The organism is Pseudomonas sp. QD4 (assembly GCF_049199125.1).
GTDB lineage: Bacteria > Pseudomonadota > Gammaproteobacteria > Pseudomonadales > Pseudomonadaceae > Aquipseudomonas.
In genome coordinates this window covers 1,614,630-1,633,632 of record NZ_JBLZOM010000001.1, presented here as the reverse complement: position 1 = coordinate 1,633,632, position 19,003 = coordinate 1,614,630, and the positions used below count along the sequence as shown (strand labels likewise).

At 63.7% G+C, this 19,003-nt stretch carries 17 protein-coding genes; 9 read left to right on the top strand and 8 right to left on the bottom strand.

What is annotated here, in order from left to right:
• Positions 1 to 449 precede the first annotated feature (449 nt).
• Both ACOZJV_RS06965 and ACOZJV_RS06960 read left to right on the top strand, forming a co-directional pair.
• Entirely contained in the window at positions 450 to 1,577 is a 1,128-nt protein-coding gene (locus ACOZJV_RS06965) for a saccharopine dehydrogenase family protein (protein ID WP_421547184.1), read from the top strand.
• A 195-nt stretch (positions 1,578 to 1,772) separates the two neighbouring features.
• Complete coding sequence (locus tag ACOZJV_RS06960; RefSeq protein WP_201130530.1) at positions 1,773 to 3,893, top strand: TonB-dependent siderophore receptor; 2,121 nt, start codon at positions 1,773 to 1,775, stop codon at positions 3,891 to 3,893.
• Positions 3,894 to 3,944: 51 nt separating this feature from the next.
• Here the strand turns inward: ACOZJV_RS06960 and ACOZJV_RS06955 are convergent, their stop codons facing one another.
• The 3 genes from ACOZJV_RS06955 to ACOZJV_RS06945 all read right to left on the bottom strand — a co-directional run bounded on the left by ACOZJV_RS06955 (position 3,945) and on the right by ACOZJV_RS06945 (position 7,342).
• Entirely contained in the window at positions 3,945 to 5,267 is a 1,323-nt protein-coding gene (locus tag ACOZJV_RS06955; RefSeq protein ID WP_421547183.1) for a hypothetical protein, read from the bottom strand.
• A gap of 133 nt (positions 5,268 to 5,400) precedes the next feature.
• Entirely contained in the window at positions 5,401 to 6,348 is a 948-nt protein-coding gene (locus ACOZJV_RS06950) for a sensor domain-containing diguanylate cyclase (protein WP_078472561.1), read from the bottom strand.
• Between the two features lie 4 nt (positions 6,349 to 6,352).
• Entirely contained in the window at positions 6,353 to 7,342 is a 990-nt protein-coding gene (locus ACOZJV_RS06945) for a response regulator (protein WP_201130532.1), read from the bottom strand.
• 610 nt (positions 7,343 to 7,952) lie between these two features.
• Here ACOZJV_RS06945 and ACOZJV_RS06940 point away from each other — a divergent pair.
• Positions 7,953 to 8,984 (top strand): suppressor of fused domain protein, encoded by a 1,032-nt coding sequence (locus tag ACOZJV_RS06940; RefSeq protein ID WP_421547182.1) that lies wholly within the window; start codon positions 7,953 to 7,955, stop codon positions 8,982 to 8,984.
• Between the two features lie 7 nt (positions 8,985 to 8,991).
• On the opposite strand, the gene ACOZJV_RS06935 is transcribed toward ACOZJV_RS06940, so the two are convergent.
• Positions 8,992 to 9,732, bottom strand: coding sequence for an SDR family oxidoreductase (locus ACOZJV_RS06935; protein ID WP_421547181.1), 741 nt, complete (start codon positions 9,730 to 9,732; stop codon positions 8,992 to 8,994).
• Positions 9,733 to 9,837: 105 nt separating this feature from the next.
• Here ACOZJV_RS06935 and ACOZJV_RS06930 point away from each other — a divergent pair, with 105 nt between their 5' ends.
• The 3 genes from ACOZJV_RS06930 (at position 9,838) to ACOZJV_RS06920 (ending at position 12,886) form a co-directional block, all read left to right on the top strand.
• Positions 9,838 to 10,770, top strand: a complete 933-nt coding sequence (locus ACOZJV_RS06930) for a LysR family transcriptional regulator (protein ID WP_078472557.1) — start codon at positions 9,838 to 9,840, stop codon at positions 10,768 to 10,770.
• A gap of 82 nt (positions 10,771 to 10,852) precedes the next feature.
• Complete coding sequence (locus ACOZJV_RS06925; protein WP_078472556.1) at positions 10,853 to 11,392, top strand: DUF4174 domain-containing protein; 540 nt, start codon at positions 10,853 to 10,855, stop codon at positions 11,390 to 11,392.
• A gap of 102 nt (positions 11,393 to 11,494) precedes the next feature.
• Positions 11,495 to 12,886: an MFS transporter gene (locus tag ACOZJV_RS06920; RefSeq protein WP_421547180.1), complete on the top strand. Its 1,392-nt coding sequence runs from the start codon at positions 11,495 to 11,497 to the stop codon at positions 12,884 to 12,886.
• Between the two features lie 10 nt (positions 12,887 to 12,896).
• Here the strand turns inward: ACOZJV_RS06920 and ACOZJV_RS06915 are convergent, their stop codons facing one another.
• The gene (locus ACOZJV_RS06915) at positions 12,897 to 14,072 is read right to left on the bottom strand and encodes an aspartate aminotransferase family protein (protein ID WP_421547179.1); all 1,176 of its coding nucleotides are present in this window, start codon (positions 14,070 to 14,072) and stop codon (positions 12,897 to 12,899) included.
• 101 nt (positions 14,073 to 14,173) lie between these two features.
• Here ACOZJV_RS06915 and ACOZJV_RS06910 point away from each other — a divergent pair, with 101 nt between their 5' ends.
• The gene (locus ACOZJV_RS06910; protein WP_078472729.1) at positions 14,174 to 15,082 is read left to right on the top strand and encodes a LysR family transcriptional regulator; all 909 of its coding nucleotides are present in this window, start codon (positions 14,174 to 14,176) and stop codon (positions 15,080 to 15,082) included.
• 38 nt (positions 15,083 to 15,120) lie between these two features.
• On the opposite strand, the gene ACOZJV_RS06905 is transcribed toward ACOZJV_RS06910, so the two are convergent.
• Genes ACOZJV_RS06905 through ACOZJV_RS06895 form a run of 3 tightly spaced genes read right to left on the bottom strand, consistent with a single transcriptional unit; the run spans position 15,121 to position 16,932 of the window.
• The gene (locus ACOZJV_RS06905; RefSeq protein WP_421547178.1) at positions 15,121 to 15,669 is read right to left on the bottom strand and encodes an NUDIX hydrolase; all 549 of its coding nucleotides are present in this window, start codon (positions 15,667 to 15,669) and stop codon (positions 15,121 to 15,123) included.
• 8 nt (positions 15,670 to 15,677) lie between these two features.
• Positions 15,678 to 16,385, bottom strand: coding sequence for an NUDIX hydrolase (locus ACOZJV_RS06900; RefSeq protein WP_201130536.1), 708 nt, complete (start codon positions 16,383 to 16,385; stop codon positions 15,678 to 15,680).
• Between the two features lies 1 nt (position 16,386).
• A complete protein-coding gene (locus tag ACOZJV_RS06895) occupies positions 16,387 to 16,932 on the bottom strand; it encodes an adenylyltransferase/cytidyltransferase family protein (RefSeq protein ID WP_421547177.1) in 546 nt (181 codons plus the stop codon).
• A 193-nt stretch (positions 16,933 to 17,125) separates the two neighbouring features.
• Here ACOZJV_RS06895 and ACOZJV_RS06890 point away from each other — a divergent pair, with 193 nt between their 5' ends.
• Both ACOZJV_RS06890 and pncB read left to right on the top strand, forming a co-directional pair.
• On the top strand, positions 17,126 to 17,773 hold the full coding sequence (locus ACOZJV_RS06890) for a nicotinamidase (protein ID WP_078472550.1): 648 nt from the start codon (positions 17,126 to 17,128) through the stop codon (positions 17,771 to 17,773).
• 9 nt (positions 17,774 to 17,782) lie between these two features.
• Positions 17,783 to 19,000: a nicotinate phosphoribosyltransferase gene (pncB, locus tag ACOZJV_RS06885; protein WP_020298819.1), complete on the top strand. Its 1,218-nt coding sequence runs from the start codon at positions 17,783 to 17,785 to the stop codon at positions 18,998 to 19,000.
• Positions 19,001 to 19,003 lie beyond the last annotated feature (3 nt).

Here is a 19,003-nt window from a genome sequence, read left to right as displayed (position 1 = left end):
GCTCCGAATTTGAAACGAAAAGGTGCCGACACTAGGGCCGAGTCAATATTTGCTGTCGGTTTTCCTGAAGGTCTGTAGTGGATAGACCCAGAGTGAAACGCTGAGCTGGGCAGAGAAGATCGAAGCAAGCATGTACAAGGCTTCTTTATCCTGCGCGGGTGTTCGAAGCGAACAGGCAGGTTTGTTGTACGAAGCCACAGAGGAGCGGAAGGCTATCACGCTCTTAAAGTCGGGATGATGACGAGTTTGCATAGCATTATGCCGCAGCGGCATTGGATTTTTTTCTTGGTTTGTAGGTCAGTCGGATTTTTCCGGGCTAAAAACGGGCACTTTCCGGCCCGGGAGGGCTACTGTGCTTGCCCCTGCCGGATAAATCGGGGAAGCTCCCGCGCGCCGGCCCCCAAGCCAGAAAAGGGACCGTCTGAGCCACTGATGCAAGGAAGTCATAGATGATGTTGAAGGTAATGGTGATCGGTGGTTACGGAAATTTCGGCAGCATCGTCTGCCGTCATCTGGGCCAGATGCCGGGCGTGAGCCTGGTGAGTGCGGGGCGCAACCGGCAAAAGCTAGCGCAACAGCTCGACGAACTGCGCGAGCAAGGCGCCCAGGATTGCAGCAGCTGGTGCGGCGATGCCATGGGGCCCCAGTTCACGGCGGCCCTGGGCAGCCTGGGCATCGAGCTGGTGATCCATACCGGCGGGCCCTTCCAGGGCCAGCCCTACACCGTGGCTCGGGGCTGTATCGAGGCCGGGGTCAATTACTGCGACCTGGCCGACTGCCGGACCTTTGTCGGCGGCATCGGCGTGCTGGACCAGGCGGCGCGCGAGGCCGGGGTCACGCTGCTCAGCGGCTGCAGCTCGGTGCCGACCCTGGCGGCGGCGATCATCGACCAGCATCGGGCGCGCTTTGCCCGTATCGAACGCATCGAACACGGTATTTCCTCCTCGGCGAAAATGCCCGGCCTGTCGACCATCGAAGGCGTGTTGGCCTATGCCGGCAAGCCGATCCAGCAACTCAAGGACGGCCGACCGTACCCGGTGATCGCCTGGCAGGGCCTGACCCTGCGCAAGATGCCGTACCTGGGCAGCCGCTTGCTGGCCAACGTCGACGTGCCGGACCTGGACCTGTTCGCCGAGCGCTACGGCGCCCACACCCTGGTGTTCAAGGCCGGCGCCGGGCTGAAGATCGCCGGCCTGGCCAATGCGCTGCTGGCCCAGGCGGTGCGGTTCGGGCTGGTGCGTTCGACCCAAGCCTGGGCGGCCCGGCTCTACCGGTGCGGCCTGTGGTTCGAAAAACTCGGCGACGGCCAGAGCGCGATGTATATCGACGTTCAGGGGCAGGGCGTCGACGGCCAACCCCTGTCCATGACCGCACAACTGACCGCCGCCAACGACAAGGGACCGCAGATTCCCAGCTGCGCCGCCGTGGCCCTGACCCGCAAACTGCTCGACGGCTACGTGCCGCAACCCGGGGCCCGGGCCTGTGTCGGTGAAGTCACCCTCGACGAGTACCTGGCCGCCATCAACGATCCGGAAAACCTCAAAATCGAGGCCTGGTTCTCTGCCGGGAACGCCTGAGACGCCGCGCAAGACACGCTCGCCAGCGGTCTTGGCAGGCGCGCGATATCAGGGTTCGAGTGATGGCACAACGGTATTTTTGTAGGACAAAGTAACCATAAAAAGTATCAACTGAGAATGAGTATTGATAATATTCGATACCAATTCTTGTCGGGCTCCTGTTGTGCCCGGCATCTCTTTAAGGGCAGTCCGTTGATGCGTCGAACTCTGGTTTCTCTGTGTGTGATCCAAGCCATTTCCCAGGCCGCCTGGGCTGAATCGGCAGCCACTGATAGGTCGACAATCGAGCTGCAGGCGATTGATATCAACGGCACCACCGAAGAGCAGGCCCAGGGTCCGGTCCAGGGTTATCGCGCCACCCGTTCCGCCAGCGCCACCCGCACCGACACCTCGATTCATGAAACCCCGCAGTCCATCAGCGTGGTCACCCGCGACGCCGTGGAAGACCTCGGCGCCACGCGCCTGCAGGATGCCCTGGACTACGCCGGCGGCGTGGGCCGGGCGAACAATTTCGGCGGCCAGGGCCTGACCACCTTCACTGTGCGCGGCTTTACCACCGGCGAGTTCTACCGCAACGGCTTCCCGATCAACCGCGGCTACCCGAACATGCCCGACGCCAACACCATCGAGCGCCTGGAAGTGCTGCGCGGCCCGGCCACCATGCTCTATGGTCGTGGCGACCCGGGCGGCACCTTCAATGTGGTATCCAAGCAGCCGCTGAAAGAGACGGCGGTGACCCTGGGCAGCCAGCTCAGCGACCAGGGCATGCGTCGTGGCACCCTGGACGCCTCGGGGCCGCTGGACCAGGAAGGGCGTTTCGCTTACCGCCTGAATGTCATCGGCGAGGGCGGCGACACCTTCCGCGATCATGTGGAGACCGAGCGTTACGGCGTGACCCCGGTGCTCAGCTGGCAGGTCGACGACCGCACCAAAATCACCTTCGAGGGGGACTTCATGCGCAACAATGCGCCCCTGGATCGCGGCGTCACCCGCTATCCGGCGCAGATCGGCGTGGCCTCGCGCGAGACCTTCTTTGGCGAGAAGGACATCGGCAAGCTGCACAACGACAACAATATGGGCCAGCTGCGCTTCGAGCATTTCCTCAACGACGACTGGACCCTGGGTGGCGGTGCGCAGATCCTCGACGGCTCGCTGGCCGGCAACGGCATCGAGGCCAATGGCATTGCCGCCGACGGGCGCACCCTGGGGCGCAACTTCAACTACCGCAAGCTGGAGTGGCGTGACCGCGACTACCAGTTGAACCTCACCGGGCATTTCTCCCTGGCGGGTTTCGAGCACACCCTGCTCACTGGCGTCGAGTACGAAGACTACGATTACCAGTCGATCATCCAGCGCTCCGCGGGCGGCATCAGTTACCCCATCGATATCTTCGATCCGGTCTACGGCCAGGCCCGTCCGGCGCTGACCCGCACCACCACCCATGACCAGGAAAACCTCAAGACCTACGCCGCCTTCATCCAGGACCAAGTGAGCCTGACCGAGAACCTCAAGGCGCTGGTGGGGGCGCGTTTCGAGCGTTTCGAACATGACTACGACAGCTACCTGGCCGGCACGCCGAGCTGGACCAACAGCGACAACGCGGTGACCCCGCGCGCCGGCCTGCTCTACAACCTGACGCCGACCGTGGCGGTGTATGCCGACGCCGCGCGTTCCTTCAAGCCGAACACCGGCGCGGCGCGTACCGGTGGCGGCTTCAAGCCGGAGGAGGGCAAGTCTTATGAAGTGGGGGTCAAGTGGGAAGCCCTGGAGCGCCAGTTGAGTGTGGATGCGGCGCTCTACCAGATTGAAAAGCGCAACGTGCTCACGGCCGATCCGGTGGATTCGACGTTCAGCGTCGCCGCCGGCGAAGTGCGCAGTCGTGGCCTGGACCTGAACGTGGCCGGCAACCTGACCCCGGAGTGGCGGATGATCGGTGGCTACGCCTATGTCGACGCCGAGGTCACCAAAGACAACCGCCTGGCCTCGGGAACCCGCCTGCTGAACATTCCGCGCAACAGCTTCAGCCTGCTCAATGTCTACGAGTTTCAGGACGGCGGGCTCAAGGGCCTGGGCCTGGGGCTGGGAGCCAAGTACGTCGCCGAGCGCGCCGGGCAGACCGCGGCCAACGCCTTCAGCATGGACAGCTACCGGGTGTTCGACCTGCTCAGCTACTACAAGCTCAACCAGCACGTGCGCCTGAACCTGGACGTGAAGAACCTGTTCAACGCCGACTATGACGAAGGTGCCTTCGGCAACGTCTACGCCTACCCGGGCGCGCCGCGTACGGTGCAGATGGGGATTGCCTACACCCTGTAGGGCGCCCTTGTTCCGGCACGCGGGCGGCAACCCCCGCGCGCCGGCCGAGGCTTAGCAGACCAGGGGTTTGGCGAAACTCTTCCAGAACATCCAGCGCCGCACTTCGTGGTGATCGCCGGTGCCGATCTGCCATTGCGGGCGCCCGGCGTCCAGGTCGATCTGCACGATGATCCCGGCGCAGGTGGCCGCCACCAGGGTCTTGCCGTCGGGGCTGATGTCCATCGCGCTAAAGGACGAGCCGACATAGTGCTGCCAGCGCTCCTCGCCGGTTTCACTGAAGGCGCGCAGGTAGCCGTAGGCGTCGCCGACGATGAGCTCATCGTGGCGGGCCGCGCCGGCATAGACCCGGGCACCTTCCTGCAACACCGGGGTACGGGGGTCATCGCTGTAAAAGTCGGTGCGCAGGCCCGGCAGATCAGCCACCGCCACCCCCAGGGTGCCGCCGTTGTAGAAGTGGCAGGCGTTGAGGATCAGTCGGTCGCCGGCCTGGTTGAACATCGCGAAGTGCGGGTATTCACCGGCCGGGCCGACCTCGGCCACCACCTCCAGCTGGGCGTTGAGCACCAGGTGATGCCCGCACTGTTCGCCGATGGCGATCCACTGGCCGTCAGGGGAGATCGCCCCGTGCTCCATGGACAGGCCCACGGCCAGGTCATCGGGGGCGACACCGTCGGCCAGGTCTTTGTCGAGTTCTTCCGGGCGCCGCAGGACCCGGGTGGCGCCTTCGGCGTGCAGCACGAAGATCCCGTCCGAACTCACCAGCAGCACCCGCTGGCCATCGGGGAAGGGGATCAGCGCGCTGGGCAGTATTTGCGCCTCTTCTTCCAGTACCAGGCTGTCCGGCAAGCCTTCACGCCCGGTGGGCCAGGGAAATTCGGCCACTTGCGGGCCATTCCAGCCGTCGGTGACACGCACGCCGCTGGGTACCGACCAGGCAAAGAATCGGCGCTGCGGGCAACGTCCGAAGAACTCGCCCTGGCTGACCTTTTCAATGTGCTGCCCGTCGATATGCACCACATGCCCGCCTTCATAGGGCGCGCCGATGCGTGCCAGCAGGGTGCCGTCGTCCAGCAGTGCCAGGGCCGGGATCGAGCGGCCCTCCTGCTCCAGGCGCGAATGCAGCGGGAAGTGCGCCGGCGGCCACTCTTCACGCCAGGCGGCGAATGCGGCGGCATCCCGGGGTTGCTGGTTGAGGGTTTCGAGGGCGGCTTGCCAGGCATTCAGCAGGTGTTCGGTTTCCGGCAGTGTCGGCTCTTCGAGCCCGTCCCAGCCTTGGGCCATGCCGTCTTGCACGTATTGGTTGATGGCGCGGGTGTATTGCAGTACGGCGTTGTGCCACTGCTGTTGAGGGGAGGCTGTTCGAGGATCGGCCATGGCCAGAGGACTCCTTGTTCCGGCAATTCAGGGGAGAGGTCGCATTGATGCAGCCAATGTGGACCGCGAGCTGGCGCACTATATCCGCAGCCCGGGCTTTTTTTTAGCCCGGCGCCGCACTTGGCGCCCGGAGTCAGCCCGTGTAGCTGGACACCCGATTGCGTCCGGCATGTTTCGAGGCGTACAGCGCCTGGTCGGCCCAGCCGATCAGGCAGCGGTGGTCCTGGGTCGGGCGGTCGAGGCTGGCGACACCGAGGCTGATGGTGAAGCGGATGCTCTGGCCCTGATGGATGACTTCCTGGTGCTCGACCGCCTGGCGCAGGCGCTCGGCCAGTTTGCAGGCGCCGTCATGGTCGGTGTGGGGCAGGAGCAGGGCGAACTCTTCGCCACCATAGCGCCCGGCCACGTCACCTGCGCGCACGTGCTGGCGGATCAGGGTCGAGACCTGGCGGATCACGGCGTCGCCGGCGGGGTGGCCGTAGCGATCATTGATCGACTTGAAGTGATCGATGTCGAGCATCACCAGGGACATGCCGTGGCTCTGCCGCTGGTAGGCCAACTCCACGCTCTGCTCCCAGTGTCCACGGTTGTAGAGCTGGGTCAGGTGGTCGGTACGCGACAGGTGCTGCAACTGGGCATTGGCGCCTTGCAGGGCCTGGCTGTTGATCGCCACATCGGTGACGTCATAGATCACCAGGCACACGTGGTGGATTTCGCTGTTGGACGAGCGCAGCGGCAGCAGGGTGGTGTTCTGGAACATGAACTCGCCCTGGCCGGTGATTGGCTGGTAGTTCTTGAATCGCACCAGGTACGGACGCTGCTTCCAGATGGTGAAGGCCGGGGTACCCAGGGCCACCACCCGGCCGAGCTTGCGGCTGAACCACTCCTGGTCGACCTCGGGAAACAGCTCGAAGAACGAGCGGTCGATGGCGTCCTTGGACTGCACCCCGGAGCGGTTCTCCATAAAGCTGTTCCACACCTGGACCTGGCATTCGAGGTCCAGGACCACGATGCCGACGTCAATGCTCTGGACGATCGCCAGCAGCCAGTGCAGCTCACTAAAATCCATTCGGTTGCGCATGGGCTCAGCTCATCAGGTAGGAAAGTTTTTGCTCCAGCAGCTCCATGGAGCCTTCGGTGAACAGCAGCAACAGGTCGAAGTGGATGTTCTGTTCTTCGAGGCTGTAGCTGATTTCCACGGCCTGGGTCTTGGCCCAGCGTTGCTGATTGAGGCGGATCAATTCATCGATCGAGGTCTGCTCCCCCAGCACCTGCGGGTGGCCGACGGAAAAGAACACATCCAGCTGGTCGGCGATGCTGCTCAGGCAGGCGCCGATCAGGACGCTGGAGAGGTCGATCAGCACTTCCATTTCCTGGTACTCGGCGGTGCCGTGTTCCATCAGCTTGGCGATGTCGGCGACCTCCGAGTCATAGAACATCAGCAAGGCCTCGCCGGCGATGCCACTGCCGATGTAGCTCTGGCAAATGGCGGTCAGTTGCTGGGCGCGGTTGGCGTCGGCCAGCAGCATCTGCAGCTCGCCGGCTTCGAGCACATTGACGTGGGGAATCGGCAGGTGCACGAACACTTCGAGCACCTTGGCGATCAGCGCCGCGGCGTAGCCCATGGATACGTTGACCGTTTCGCGGAACGCGTCGCGAAAGGTCACTTGCGGGGCTGGGGAGGGCGCCAGGGCCGGGACCTGGACCGTGCCGTCGAGCAGGCGCAGTTCGCTGAGCAGCGCGCGCAACTGGTCCGGGTCGAAGGGCTTTTTCAGGAAGGCCCGGGCGCCCAGTTCGCGGGCCCGGCGAATGGCTTCTTCCTGCACATCACCGGAGATCACAATGATCTGCGCCTCGATGCCTTCGGCCTGGACCGCGCTCAACAACTGATAGCCATCCATCACCGGCATGGTCAGGTCCAGCAGCACCACCTGGCCCAGCCCCTGGCGCAATGCCTCAAGCCCCTCCTGGCCGTTGCAGGCCTGGGTGACGGACACTCGCCATTCGCTGGGCAGGGTTCGCAGCACCTGCTTCCTGGCCATGCTCGAATCATCACAGACCAATAACGGGATCATGGGGAGGCAGGTTTCATTGCGAAATATCCAGGCAGCCGCGGACTGTTTCAGGAAGTGCAGTGCGGTCCTTGCGCGGCCACTTCTTGAACGGGTTTTTTTATGCAGCGCGCACTATAGAGCGGCCGATGCTTATAGAACAAGCCAGTTTGACGCTGTATCGGGCTTATATAAGGAGTGCCAATCGGCTTGTTTAGTCGCGTGGTTTATTCCGCGCCGCAAGTGTCGGGTCAGGCGTGTGAATGGTGCGTATTCTCTGGCGTCAGGCAATTGGCGGCTGGCACTGGAGGAGGAACTTCGATTAACAAAAGTTTGAAATGAAGCGATTGAGCTGAGTCAGTCTTTATTGATTGAACAGCAACTTTCCCTGGCAATTGTTGGCAATTACCGTTCGTGAGTTGTTCATGGGCGTTGCACAGTTGTGTTGCACTCTTGTGGTGCTCGGGTAATGCAATTGTTTACTTTATGGGTGGCCGGGTTCGGGTCGATATGCGCGAGTTGTTGGGACACGCCCGTGCTCGACCCTGGGGCCGCAGGTTAAGATTGCCGGCACTTTTCACCGTCGATGCCGTCAATAGGCGGACCCGTACGATCGACCCCAAGGAGCGACATGATGTCCGACACCCCCCTCGAGCAAGACGAGCTGCCATCGACCGTGGGCTGGGACGGGATTTCCCAGCGCCTGGAAGCGCTGTATCCCGGCCAGGAACCCCAGCATTTCGGCACCATCATTTCCTATAGCCTCGGCGGCAATGATCCGTTGGACGGCATCAGCGTCTACAAGAACCTAGAGCCGCTGCCCCATTGGCACTTCATCACCTACGGCTTTTCCGAGCTGTACGCCAAGGAAAACGATAATGCGCAGACCAGCGGCTTTGGTTTCGAGCTGACCTTTCGCTTGGCCTGCACCGCGGATGAAGCCCATCCGCCGACCTGGGCGATGAACTTTTTGCAGAACCTGGCGCGCTACGTATTCGGCAGCGGCAATGTGTTCCGTGATGGCGACTGGATGCCGGCCAACGGTCCGATTGCTCGCGACCAGCCGACGCAGATCTGCTCCATGGCTTTTATCAGCGACCCGCAATTGCCCGAGTTGGACACCGCCAATGGCAGCCTGAAGTTCCTGCAGGTGGTGGGCCTGACCGATGACGAAGAGCAGGCCGCCAAGCGCTGGCGAACCCACAAGCTACTGGATGTTCTGCTGCCTTATATGCCGCTCTGGATCACCGATCTTGAGCGTGAGTCGCTGCTCGACCGGGGCCAGGTTCGCCAGCAGATTGCCGAAGGCCTGAGCCGCGACGGATCCGCCAGCGGCTACCTGTACACCGACCTGCTGCAAGTGACCCAGCAGGAACGCCTGCTGCGCTCGACCCAGACCCGCATCACCCTGGCGGCGCGCCAAGCCGATGAACTGCTGGCCCTGTTGCCATTGCGCCTGCCATTCGGCAAGCCGTTCCTGGTGGCGGGGGCCGACTGGCAACTGCGTTTCGTGGCCGGGGAACAGGACCAGTTGCAGATCGAAGACCAGTTGCTGACCCTGACCCTGACGCCGGCGAGCCTCGACGAGTTGCTGCGCACCCTCAAGCCGCAGGCCGGTGAATACCGGTTGACCGGCTTCAAAGGGCTGGAGTGGCAGTTGCAGTAACGGGCGCTCAGCGCATCATCAGCCCGCCATCCACCGGGTACTGGCTGCCGGTGACGAACGAGGCGGCATCGGACAGCAGGAACAACGCCACCGCTGCCGCTTCATCGGCGCTGCCCATGCGTCCGAGCGGCACCTGGCGGGTGATGTGTCGATCAAAGTCCTGCTGCGCCTGGGGACCGAGAAAATCACGAAAGCCGGTGGCGATGGGCCCTGGCAGCAGTACGTTCACCCGAATCCGCCGTGTGCTCAAGGCACTGGCCCAGCAGCGAGCCATGGACACCAGCGCGCCTTTGCTGGCGGCGTACAGGCTGGCCATGGCGGCGGCTTCGTAGGCGGAGCTGGAGGCGCTTACCAGTACCGACGCCCCTGGCTTGAGCAGCGGCAACAGGGCCGCCAACTGCAAGGCCGGGCCGCGTACATTGGTCGCCAGCATGCGGTCGAACGCCTGGGCGTCAACCTGTTCCAGCGGCCCCAGTTCGGCGTAACCGGCATTCAGCCACAGGCCGTCGAGCAAGCCGGCGCCGGCCACCCAGTTCGCCAGTGCCTGGCCGGTGTCGGCGGCTGCGGCGTCGTTGCGCAGGGCTCGGCCATGGGCGCCCAAGGTTGCGGCAACGGCTTCCACCCGCTGTGGATCGACCCCGGTGACCCAGGCTTCTCCGTCTTCGGCAATGATGCTTTGGGCGGCGGCGTGGCCCATGCCGCGGGTGCCGCCGGTAATCAGAATGCGTTTCCCTTCAAACCTGCCCATGGTCCTGGAGCTCCTCGATAGATAGCGGAAGCGCCAGGATTTCACCCTTGGATTGATTAGAGAATGCCGTAGTATCGCCATGGCTTATTAAGCTGGAGATACATAATGCGTGGCAGTGAACATGCCGAGCTGCGGGCATTCGTCGCAGTCGCCGAGCAGGGCAACTTCGCCCGTGCGGCGGCCCATCTGGGCGTTTCGGCCTCGGCGCTGAGCCAGACCATCCGTCATCTGGAGGAGCGTCTCGGCGCCCGTCTGTTGAACCGAACCACGCGCAGCGTGAGCCTGACCGAGATCGGCAGTGGCCTGCTGGATCGGCTGCGGCCGGCCCTGGCCGATATCGATGCGGCGGTAGCGACGGCCATGGGCGCAGCCCACGCTGTGCCGGCCGGCAGGGTGCGAATCAACAGCACCCGGGACGCCGCGGTGCATTACCTGGCGCCGCTGCTGGCCGGGTTTATGCAGGCCCATCCGCTGATCAGCCTGGATGTGGAGGTCGACGATCGCCTGGTGGACATCGTCGCCGGCGGCTTTGATATCGGCATCCGCCTGGGCGAGTGCCTGGAGCAGGACATGCACGCCCTGAGCCTGAGCGGTGAGCTGCGGATGATGGTGGTGGCCGCCCCCGGCTATCTGCAGCGCCATGGCACACCGCGCACTCCCCAGGACCTGCGCGGGCATCAGTGCCTGTCCTACCGCTGGCCGACCGATAACAGCGTCTATCGCTGGGAGTTCGAAAAGCGTGGCCGCTCATTGCAAGTGGCGGTGGAGGGCGCCCTGGTGGTCAGTGATCCGCAACTGCTGACCCCGATCGTGCTGGCGGGGGCCGGTATCGCCTATGTATTCGCCCATCAGGTCCAGGCCCTGGTGGAGCAGGGGCGGCTGGTGCACCTGCTGGCCGACTGGACGCCGGCGTTTCCCGGGTTCTATCTGTATTACTTCAGCCAGCGGCAGATGGCCCCGGCAGTGCGCGCGTTTATCGATTTCGTGGGCCAGGCGCTGCCGTCGATTCAGGCCGGGAAGGCGCTTTTGGCCGATTAAAATGTCAGATTTTGAGTCGCGGCCTGGACCTTTTCCCGCAATGCGCAATCATTAGAACGTGGAAAATCAACAGGAGAGACGCATGTTCATTCGGTCATTGACCCTCGCAACCCTGCTTGCTGTCGCCGGTCCCCTGCTGGCCGCCGACAATGACGGCCCGCTGGCCCAGGAGTTGGGCAAGGCGCGCCCGCTGATAGTCATCGCCCCCAGCAGCGTCGATCCGACACTGATGAGCCTGAAGAAGTCGCTGGACGAGCCGGCCAATCGCCAGGCCTTTACCGAACGCAACATGGTGCTCTACACGGTGATCAACACCATGGGCCAGCGCGACGGCAAGGACCTCGATCCGCAATCCACCATGGCCCTGATCCGCAGCCTCAAGCTTGGGGCGGGGGCCCAGACCAAGGTGATCCTGGTGGGCAAGGACGGCGAGAAGAAGCTCGAACACTCCGGCGCCATTGAACTCAAGGAAGTCTTCGCCACCATCGACCAGATGCCCATGGCGGAAAAAGAAGCCGCTGCCCCCGCGCCAGCGCCGGAACCCGAAGCCAAGCCGACCCACGCCGGCAAGGCGGGCAAGGCCGCGAAACCGGCGGGCCCGGCCAAGCCCCTGGATGACTGAACGCCAAACGCGGGCAGGGGCGAGGCCGTGCGCCCCTTGACCGGCAACCAACCCCATCGGGTACCTTAGGCCACTCGTTTCTCTGGCCGGGTACCGCCTCCCATGTCTTCAAGCCGCTCCACCCTGATCGCCCTGCTGGTGGCGGTAACCTTTTTCATGGAAAACCTCGACGCCACGGTGATCGCCACCGCTCTGCCGGACATGGCCCGCACCTTTGGCGTGGCCGCCGTGGACCTGAACATCGGCATGAGCGCCTACATGCTGGCGCTCGCGGTGTTTATCCCCATCAGTGGCTGGCTGGCCGATCGCTTTGGTTCGCGCTGGGTTTTCGGTTCGGCCATCGTCCTGTTCAGTGTCTCGTCCCTGCTGTGTGGCTTGAGCGACAGCCTGCAGACCTTTGTCGCGGCCCGGGTGCTGCAAGGCATCAGCGGCGCGATGATGGTCCCGGTGGGGCGCCTGGCGGTGTTGCGGGTCACTGAAAAGAAGGACCTGGTGCGGGCGATTTCATTCATTACCTGGCCGGGACTGGTGGCGCCGATCCTGGGGCCGCCGCTGGGCGGGTTGATCGTCACCCATGCCTCCTGGCCCTGGATCTTTTACCTCAATCTGCCCCTCGGCCTGCTGGCCCTGATCGCCGCCCTGGTGCTGTTGCCCAGGCGCGACGAGCTTCGTTCGCGCCGCTTCGACCTGGCTGGCTTTGTGCTGGTGGGCGGCGCCTGTGCGGCGATTCTGTATGGGGTCGAGCTGCTCGGCCTGGGGCGCGCCCAGTGGTGGCCGGGGCTGATCCTGGCCGGTGCCGGGCTGCTGCTGGCGGCCCTGGCCTGGGCCCATATGCGCCGCCGTGAAGAGCCGCTGTTGCACCTGGCGGTGATCGGGGTGCGCACCTTTGGTGTCAGCCTGTTCAGCGGTTCGCTGTTTCGCATCGCCATCAGCACCTTGCCGTTTCTGTTGCCGCTGATGTTCCAGCTCGGGTTCGGCCTTTCGGCGCTGGATGCCGGGCTGCTGGTGCTGGCGGTGTTTGCCGGCAACCTGGCGATGAAACCCTTCACCACGGCGGTGATGCAGCGCTGGGGGTTTCGTCCGGTGCTGCTGGTCAACGGCATTCTCGGCGCCTTGGCGATTGCCGCCTGCGCCTGGCTGGAGCCGCGCATGGGGTGGCCGCTGATTATGTTGATCCTGTTTGTCGGCGGCTTGTCCCGCTCGATGCAGTTCACCGCGTTCAACACCCTGGGATTTGCCGATGTGCCCAAGGTGCAGATGAGCGATGCCTCGACCCTGTTCAGTATGTTTTTCCAGCTGAGCATGGGCCTGGGGGTGGCCATCGGTGCCTTGCTGCTGCGTCTGGCGATGACTGCCCATGGCAATGATGGGCAGGCCGCCACGGCGGATTTTCAGCTGAGCTTTCTGTGGGTTGCGCTGATCGCCTTGCTGGCGTTGCTGGGCACTTTGCGCCTGCCGGCCAAGGCCGGGGAGGCGGTGCTGCAATCCAGGTAAGGCGCCGTGCTCAGGCTCGACCCAGAGCCCGGCACAGGCCCTGGACGATCAGTTCCACCTCGTCGGCATCGATCACCAGGGGCGGCAGCAAACGGATGGTCTGGCCCCGGGTGACATTGATCAGCAGGCCTTGTTCGCGGGCCGCGAGCCCCACCAGGTCAGGCTGCGGGCGCTTGAGTTCGATGCCGATCATCAGCCCCAGGCCGCGCACCTCAAGCACCTCCGGATGGGTCCTGAGTTCATTGCGCAAGCGTTGCAGCAGTTGCTCGCCCTGGCGCCGGGCGTTGGCCAGCAGGCCCTGTTCCTCGATGATCTGCAGTACGGTGCAGGCCACCCGGCACGCCAGGGGATTGCCGCCAAAGGTGCTGCCGTGGCTGCCGGGGGTGAACAGTTGCGCGGCCTTGCCCCGGGCCAGGCAGGCGCCGATGGGAATGCCGTTGCCCAGGCCCTTGGCCAGAGTCATCACATCCGGCACCACCTGTTCATGCTGGCAGGCGAACCAGTGGCCGGTGCGACCGATACCGGTCTGGATCTCATCCAGCATCAGCAACCAGTCGCGCCGATGGCACAAAGCGCGGACCGCCTTGAGGTAACCCGGCGGCGGCAGTTGCACACCGCTTTCACCCTGGATCGGCTCCATCAGCACGGCGCTGATGCGTTGCCCGTATTCGCTGGCGATGTGTTCCAGGGCGACGATGTCGCCGAACCGCACCTTGATGAAATCCCCCGGAAGGCAGCCGAACCCCAGGCGCACCGCAGGCCCGTCGCTGGCTGACAGGGTGCCCAGGGTGCGCCCGTGGAAGGCGTTTTCCATGACCACCACCAGGGGCTGCTGGATGCCTTTGTTCCAGGCGTGCAGGCGCGCCAGCTTGAGCGCGGTTTCATTGGCCTCGGCCCCGGAATTGTTGAAGAACGCGCGCTCCATGCCGGCCAGGGCGGTGAGCTTTTGCGCCAGTTGTTGCTGCCAGTCGATGGTGTAGAGGTTGGAGGTGTGCAGCAGCAAGCCGGCCTGTTCGCTGATGGCCTGGACCAGCTTCGGGTGGGAGTGGCCGACACCGGTCACCGCGACGCCCGCCACCGCATCCAGGTATTCGCGGCCGGCCTGATCCCAGAGACGGGTGCCCAGCCCTCTGATGAAACTCAGGGGCTGGGGTTGGTAGGTGTGCATCAGGCTGGTGGCGGGCATGGGCTGAAACTCCATCTCGGGTGGGGGTTTTCCAGTATCTTTGGCCACCAGTGATGGATAAACGCGCTAAACCTTTAATGATCTTCAATCAGGGCTTGATAATGGATGTGTTCCTGGCGATGTCGGTGTACGTCAAGGTAGTGGAGAGCGGCAGCATGACGGCTGCTGCGAATGAGTGCGGGCTGTCGACGACCATGGTCGGCAACCACGTGCGGGCACTGGAAGAGCGCCTGGGCGTCAGCCTGCTCAACCGCACCACACGCCGCCAACGGCTTACCGAGTTCGGCGCCGATTACTACCAGCGCTGCCTCGCGGTGCTGGGGCTGGTGGCCGACTCCGAACGCCTGGCCGAGCAGGCCCAGGGCGAGCCGGCGGGGATCTTGCGCATCACCGCGCCACTGACCTTCGGCACCGAACGCCTGGCGCCGGCCCTCAGCGAGTTCTTGCAGCGCTGCCCGCAGGTCAAGGTCGACGTGGTGCTGGCCAACCAGCGCCACGATTTGATCGACAGTGGCTTCGACGTGGCGATCCGCCTGGGCAATCTCGAGCCATCGGCGCTGATCGCCCGGCCGCTGCAGGACTACACCCTGACCATTTGCGCCGCCCCGGACTACCTGCGACGCTGCGGTACGCCGCAGACGCCTGGCGATCTGCAGCAGCACAATTGCCTGGCATTCGCCTATCCGGCCGGGGATGAGTGGAGTTCCACAGCCCGCCAGTGGCCGCTGAGCGGACCCGAAGGCGAGGTGCTGGTGCCGGTGTCCGGCTCGCTGGTGATCAACTCGTCGGCCGGCTTGTATCAGGCGGCCCGCGCCGGGCTGGGGGTGGTGATGCTGCCCGACGCCCTGGTCCAGGAAGACCTGGAGCAGGGACGGCTGGTGGCGGTGCTGCAGGGCTACCAACTGCCCCGGCGCGCGACCCACCTGCTGTACGCCCAGGACCGCTACCGGTTGCCCAAGCTGCGCAGTTTCGTCGAGTTTGCCCTAGAGAAGTGGGGTAGGGCGCCTTAGCACCGGTTCACGATCCGCTGCACTTGGCTCATGGGGCGTTAAAGATGGCTTCCTTGAGCGTCGCTCGCTCGATCGTGAACAGGTTCTTGGACCGACTCGCTGGCGAGCAGCAGCATGGCCGCCGACAGGGTATGGCCGTCGGTGATCTTGCCGCTGGCAATCAGGCGCATCAGCTCCTGGCGGGTCACCCACAGCAACTCATCCACTTCGCCGTCGGTGTCGCCGGCAGTCTGGTCGTCGATCAACACCTGGCACACCGCGACCGCACTGGCGATCAGCGAGGTGTTGCTGTGCAACAGACCCAGGTCCTTGACCTCCCGGGCCTGCCAACCGGTTTCTTCCAGCAGTTCGCGGACGGCGGCGTCACGCGGGCTTTCGCCCGGGTCGATGGCGCCCCGGGGAAACTCCAGGGACATGCCGCCGATGGCCCGGCGCTTGAGGTGGGCCAGCATCAGGCGGCCATCGGCCAGGGTCGGCACGGCGACCACGCCATTCACCGCCTGGGGTTCCTTGATGATGAAGTAGCCGTTTTCACGCACGACCTTGAAATACGGGGTTTGCAGCAGGGTTTCGTCAGCGGGCTTCATGCGCGGTATTACTCCAGAAAGCAGCGATCAAAAAGGTACAGCTGGGCAGGCTTGAGGTTGGCCAGGGTGGCTTGCGGGCGGCCACCGTCGCCGCTTTTCTTGCGTCCGGTTTCTGCCAGGTGGCCGGCTTCACTCATCTTCAGCAAGCGTTGGCGGATGCTGGTTTTCAGTACCGGGCGAGCCAGCACCAGGGAAAAGATGCTCACTGCTTCCGGGGCGCTGAACTCGTTGCCGAGAAACATCAGTGGCAGGCTGCTGTAGAGCGACTTCGACAGCAGGCGTTCCTGCACCGCGGCCACCAGGCGGTTGTGGTCGAAGGGCAGTTTGAAGCTGGCGCTGGCCACCTCGTTCAGGGGCTGGAATACCTGGTGCTCGGCCAGCGGCACCGGGTCGCTGACGATGGCCAGGTAAAAGGTCGAGGACGACCAGCAGCGGGGGTCGCGAAAGGCGTCGCCGACAGTGCCGACCTGTTCGATCCAGGCCAGGGGCATGTCGACTTTGCTCGAGGCGCGCAGGCGTTCCACGGCGTCCTCCAGGCTCAGGTCGACGACGTCGCCGTTGACCACGATCCCGGGCAGGGCCCAGTGCCCGGCGAAGGGTTCGCCATCACGTTTGTTGAGGAGGATTTCCAGCGCCTGGGTGTCCCGGCAGTAGCGCAATACACACAGGTCGATGGTGTGCAGGTAGGCGCTTTGTTTGGTGGTGCGGTCTTGCATGTCAGTTCCCGTGGGCGGCGTAGAGGCCGTAGTTTAGCGGATCCATGCCCGGTGCCATCCAGTGGCTGGGCAAGCTTTCACCCTGGGCCAGGCGTTCACGCATGGCGGTGCTGCGTACGCCGATCTGTTCCCCGACGCAGAGCACGGAAAACCGCTGCAGCAATTCGGCGCCGCGGTAGAAGCTGGGCAACAGGGCCTGCACGTCTTCGCCCACCACCAGCGCGATCTGCTTGTCGGGGATGTCGAGGCCGGCGGCCAGGCGATCGAGCAGGGTGTAGCTGTAGATCGCGCCTTCAACGTCGCGCGCCAGCTGTTGCTCGATGCGGCTCACCCTGACCTCGGCAGCACAACGGCTTTGCACATGGGCCACGATGGCTTGCAGCCAATTCATGCGCAGCTCGAAATCGGCCATGCGCTTGCCGTAAGGATGGCGGAAGCTGGGCGCCACCAGCACCCGGCGTGCCTGATGCGAGGCTTGGACCATGACTTGGGCATGGCCGGCATGGGGCGGATTGAACGCACCGCCATAAAGGGCTATCTCGTACATCGTGGGCTCTCTCTCTGCTGGTACATGACGTGTACCTTAGCATCGAATTTTGCAAAGGGATATGCCTCAGGTTGCCCCATGTATTGGATAATCAATGCTCGGTTGTGAGCGGCATGAAAAATAGTTGGCGCGAACTGTTGATATGAAAGTACATGACGTGTACCTTATGTTCCATGCAGAGGAGAGACCCGCCATGAACGCTTCAACCCTGAAAACCGCTTCCTTCGATGTCGATGCACAAAAGAGCTTCACCCCGCTGTGCCCTGACGAGCTGCCGGTAGCCGGTGGCGATCGCATCGGCGGCGAACTGAACTTCATGGCGAGCCTGGCCGGCCTGCGGGTCGGCAGCAAGGATGCCCACAGCCCGCAAGCACCGTGGGTCGTGGCCGAGCACTCGCAGATGCTCCAGCCCACTGGCCTGGAACATGCCGACATTACCTGGGTCAGCCACTGTGTTCCCGGCACCGAGGGGTTCACCCTGCTGGACGAGCTGCCGACGCCCTATGACTACGACTACTTCGTGTGGAAGGGCGTGGAACCCGACCTGCACCCCTACGGCGCCTGCTACCACGACCTGCACGGCAAGCTGTCCACCGGGGTCATCGAGTACCTGCGCAGCCAGGGTGTGGCCCAGGTGATAGTCGGCGGCCTGGCCCTGGACTTCTGCGTCAAGACCACCGCCCTGCAACTGGCCGCCGCCGGGTTCAAGGTGATCATCCACTTGCCGGCCTGTCGCGCCATCAGCGAGCCGGGCGCCGAACAGGCCATTCGTGACATGCAGCAAGCGGGTATCTCGATGGGCGAGACCCGTGAACAGACCGCCGAACTGGCAAGCGCATAAGGAACCACCATGGAAAGTGCATTCGATCGCAGCAACGGCGTCATCCAGAGCCTGCTGGACACTGATTACTACACCTTCACCATGATGCAGGCAGTGTTGCACCAGCACCCCAATGTCGAAGTCGAGTACCTGTTTATCGTGCGCTCCAAGGAGCGGCTCGGGCACTTGATCCCGGAGATCCGCGAAGAGCTGGAAAAGCTCGCCGGCCTGCAGATGCGCGAAGGTGAGCAACGCTTTCTGTTCAACAAGCGCTTTCGCGAGTACCTGACGCCGGACTTCGAACAGTTCCTCGGTCTGTTTCGCTTCAACCTGCGCTACATCCATGTCTCGGAGGTCGACGGCCAGCTGAATATCCGGGTTCGCGGGCCGATGCTGCACTGCATCATGTTCGAGCAGCCGGTGCTGGCGATGGTCAGCGAGTTGCGCAACCGGGACAAATACCCGGATGTGGAGCTGGCCGATGTCACCCGCAAGCTGTACCAGAAATTCGAATGGCTGGAAAAAAACGCCAGCCGCGAAGAACTCGCCGAGTTGCGGGTTTCGGATTTCTCGACCCGTCGGCGCCTGTCGTTCCGGGCCCAGCGCGAAGTAGTCAATGTGATGCGCAGCGACTTCCCCGGGGTGTTCGTCGGCACCAGCAACGCGCACCTGGCCTATGAGTTCGACCTGCCGTTGATTGGCACCATGGCTCACCAATGGCTGATGGTGCACCAGCAACTGGGCCGCTTGCGGGAGAGCCAGAATGCGGCGCTGGAGAACTGGGTGCACGAGTACCGCGGCCGCTTGGGGATTGCCTTGACCGACTGCATCAGCACCGACTTTTTCCTCAAGGATTTCGACCTGTACTTTGCCAAGCTGTACGACGGTTTGCGCCAGGATTCGGGAGACCCCATCGTCTGGGCCGACAAAGTGCTGGGGCGCTATGCAGAGCTGGGTATCGACGCCAGGACCAAGGACCTGATGTTCTCCGACGGCCTGAACTTCGAGAAATGCCTGCCGATCCTGCGTCACGTGCGGGGCAAGGCCCGGTTCGGTTTCGGCATGGGCACCAGCCTGGCCTGCGACGTCGATGGCGTCGAGCCGCTGAGCATCGTGATGAAGCTGGTGAGGGTACACGGCGAGCCGGTGGTGAAGTTCTCCGATGACCCGATCAAGAACGTCTGTGAGGACGTGTCGTTCCTGCGCTATGCGGCGCAGGTGTTCAACGTCGATCTGAACAATCAGTAACGG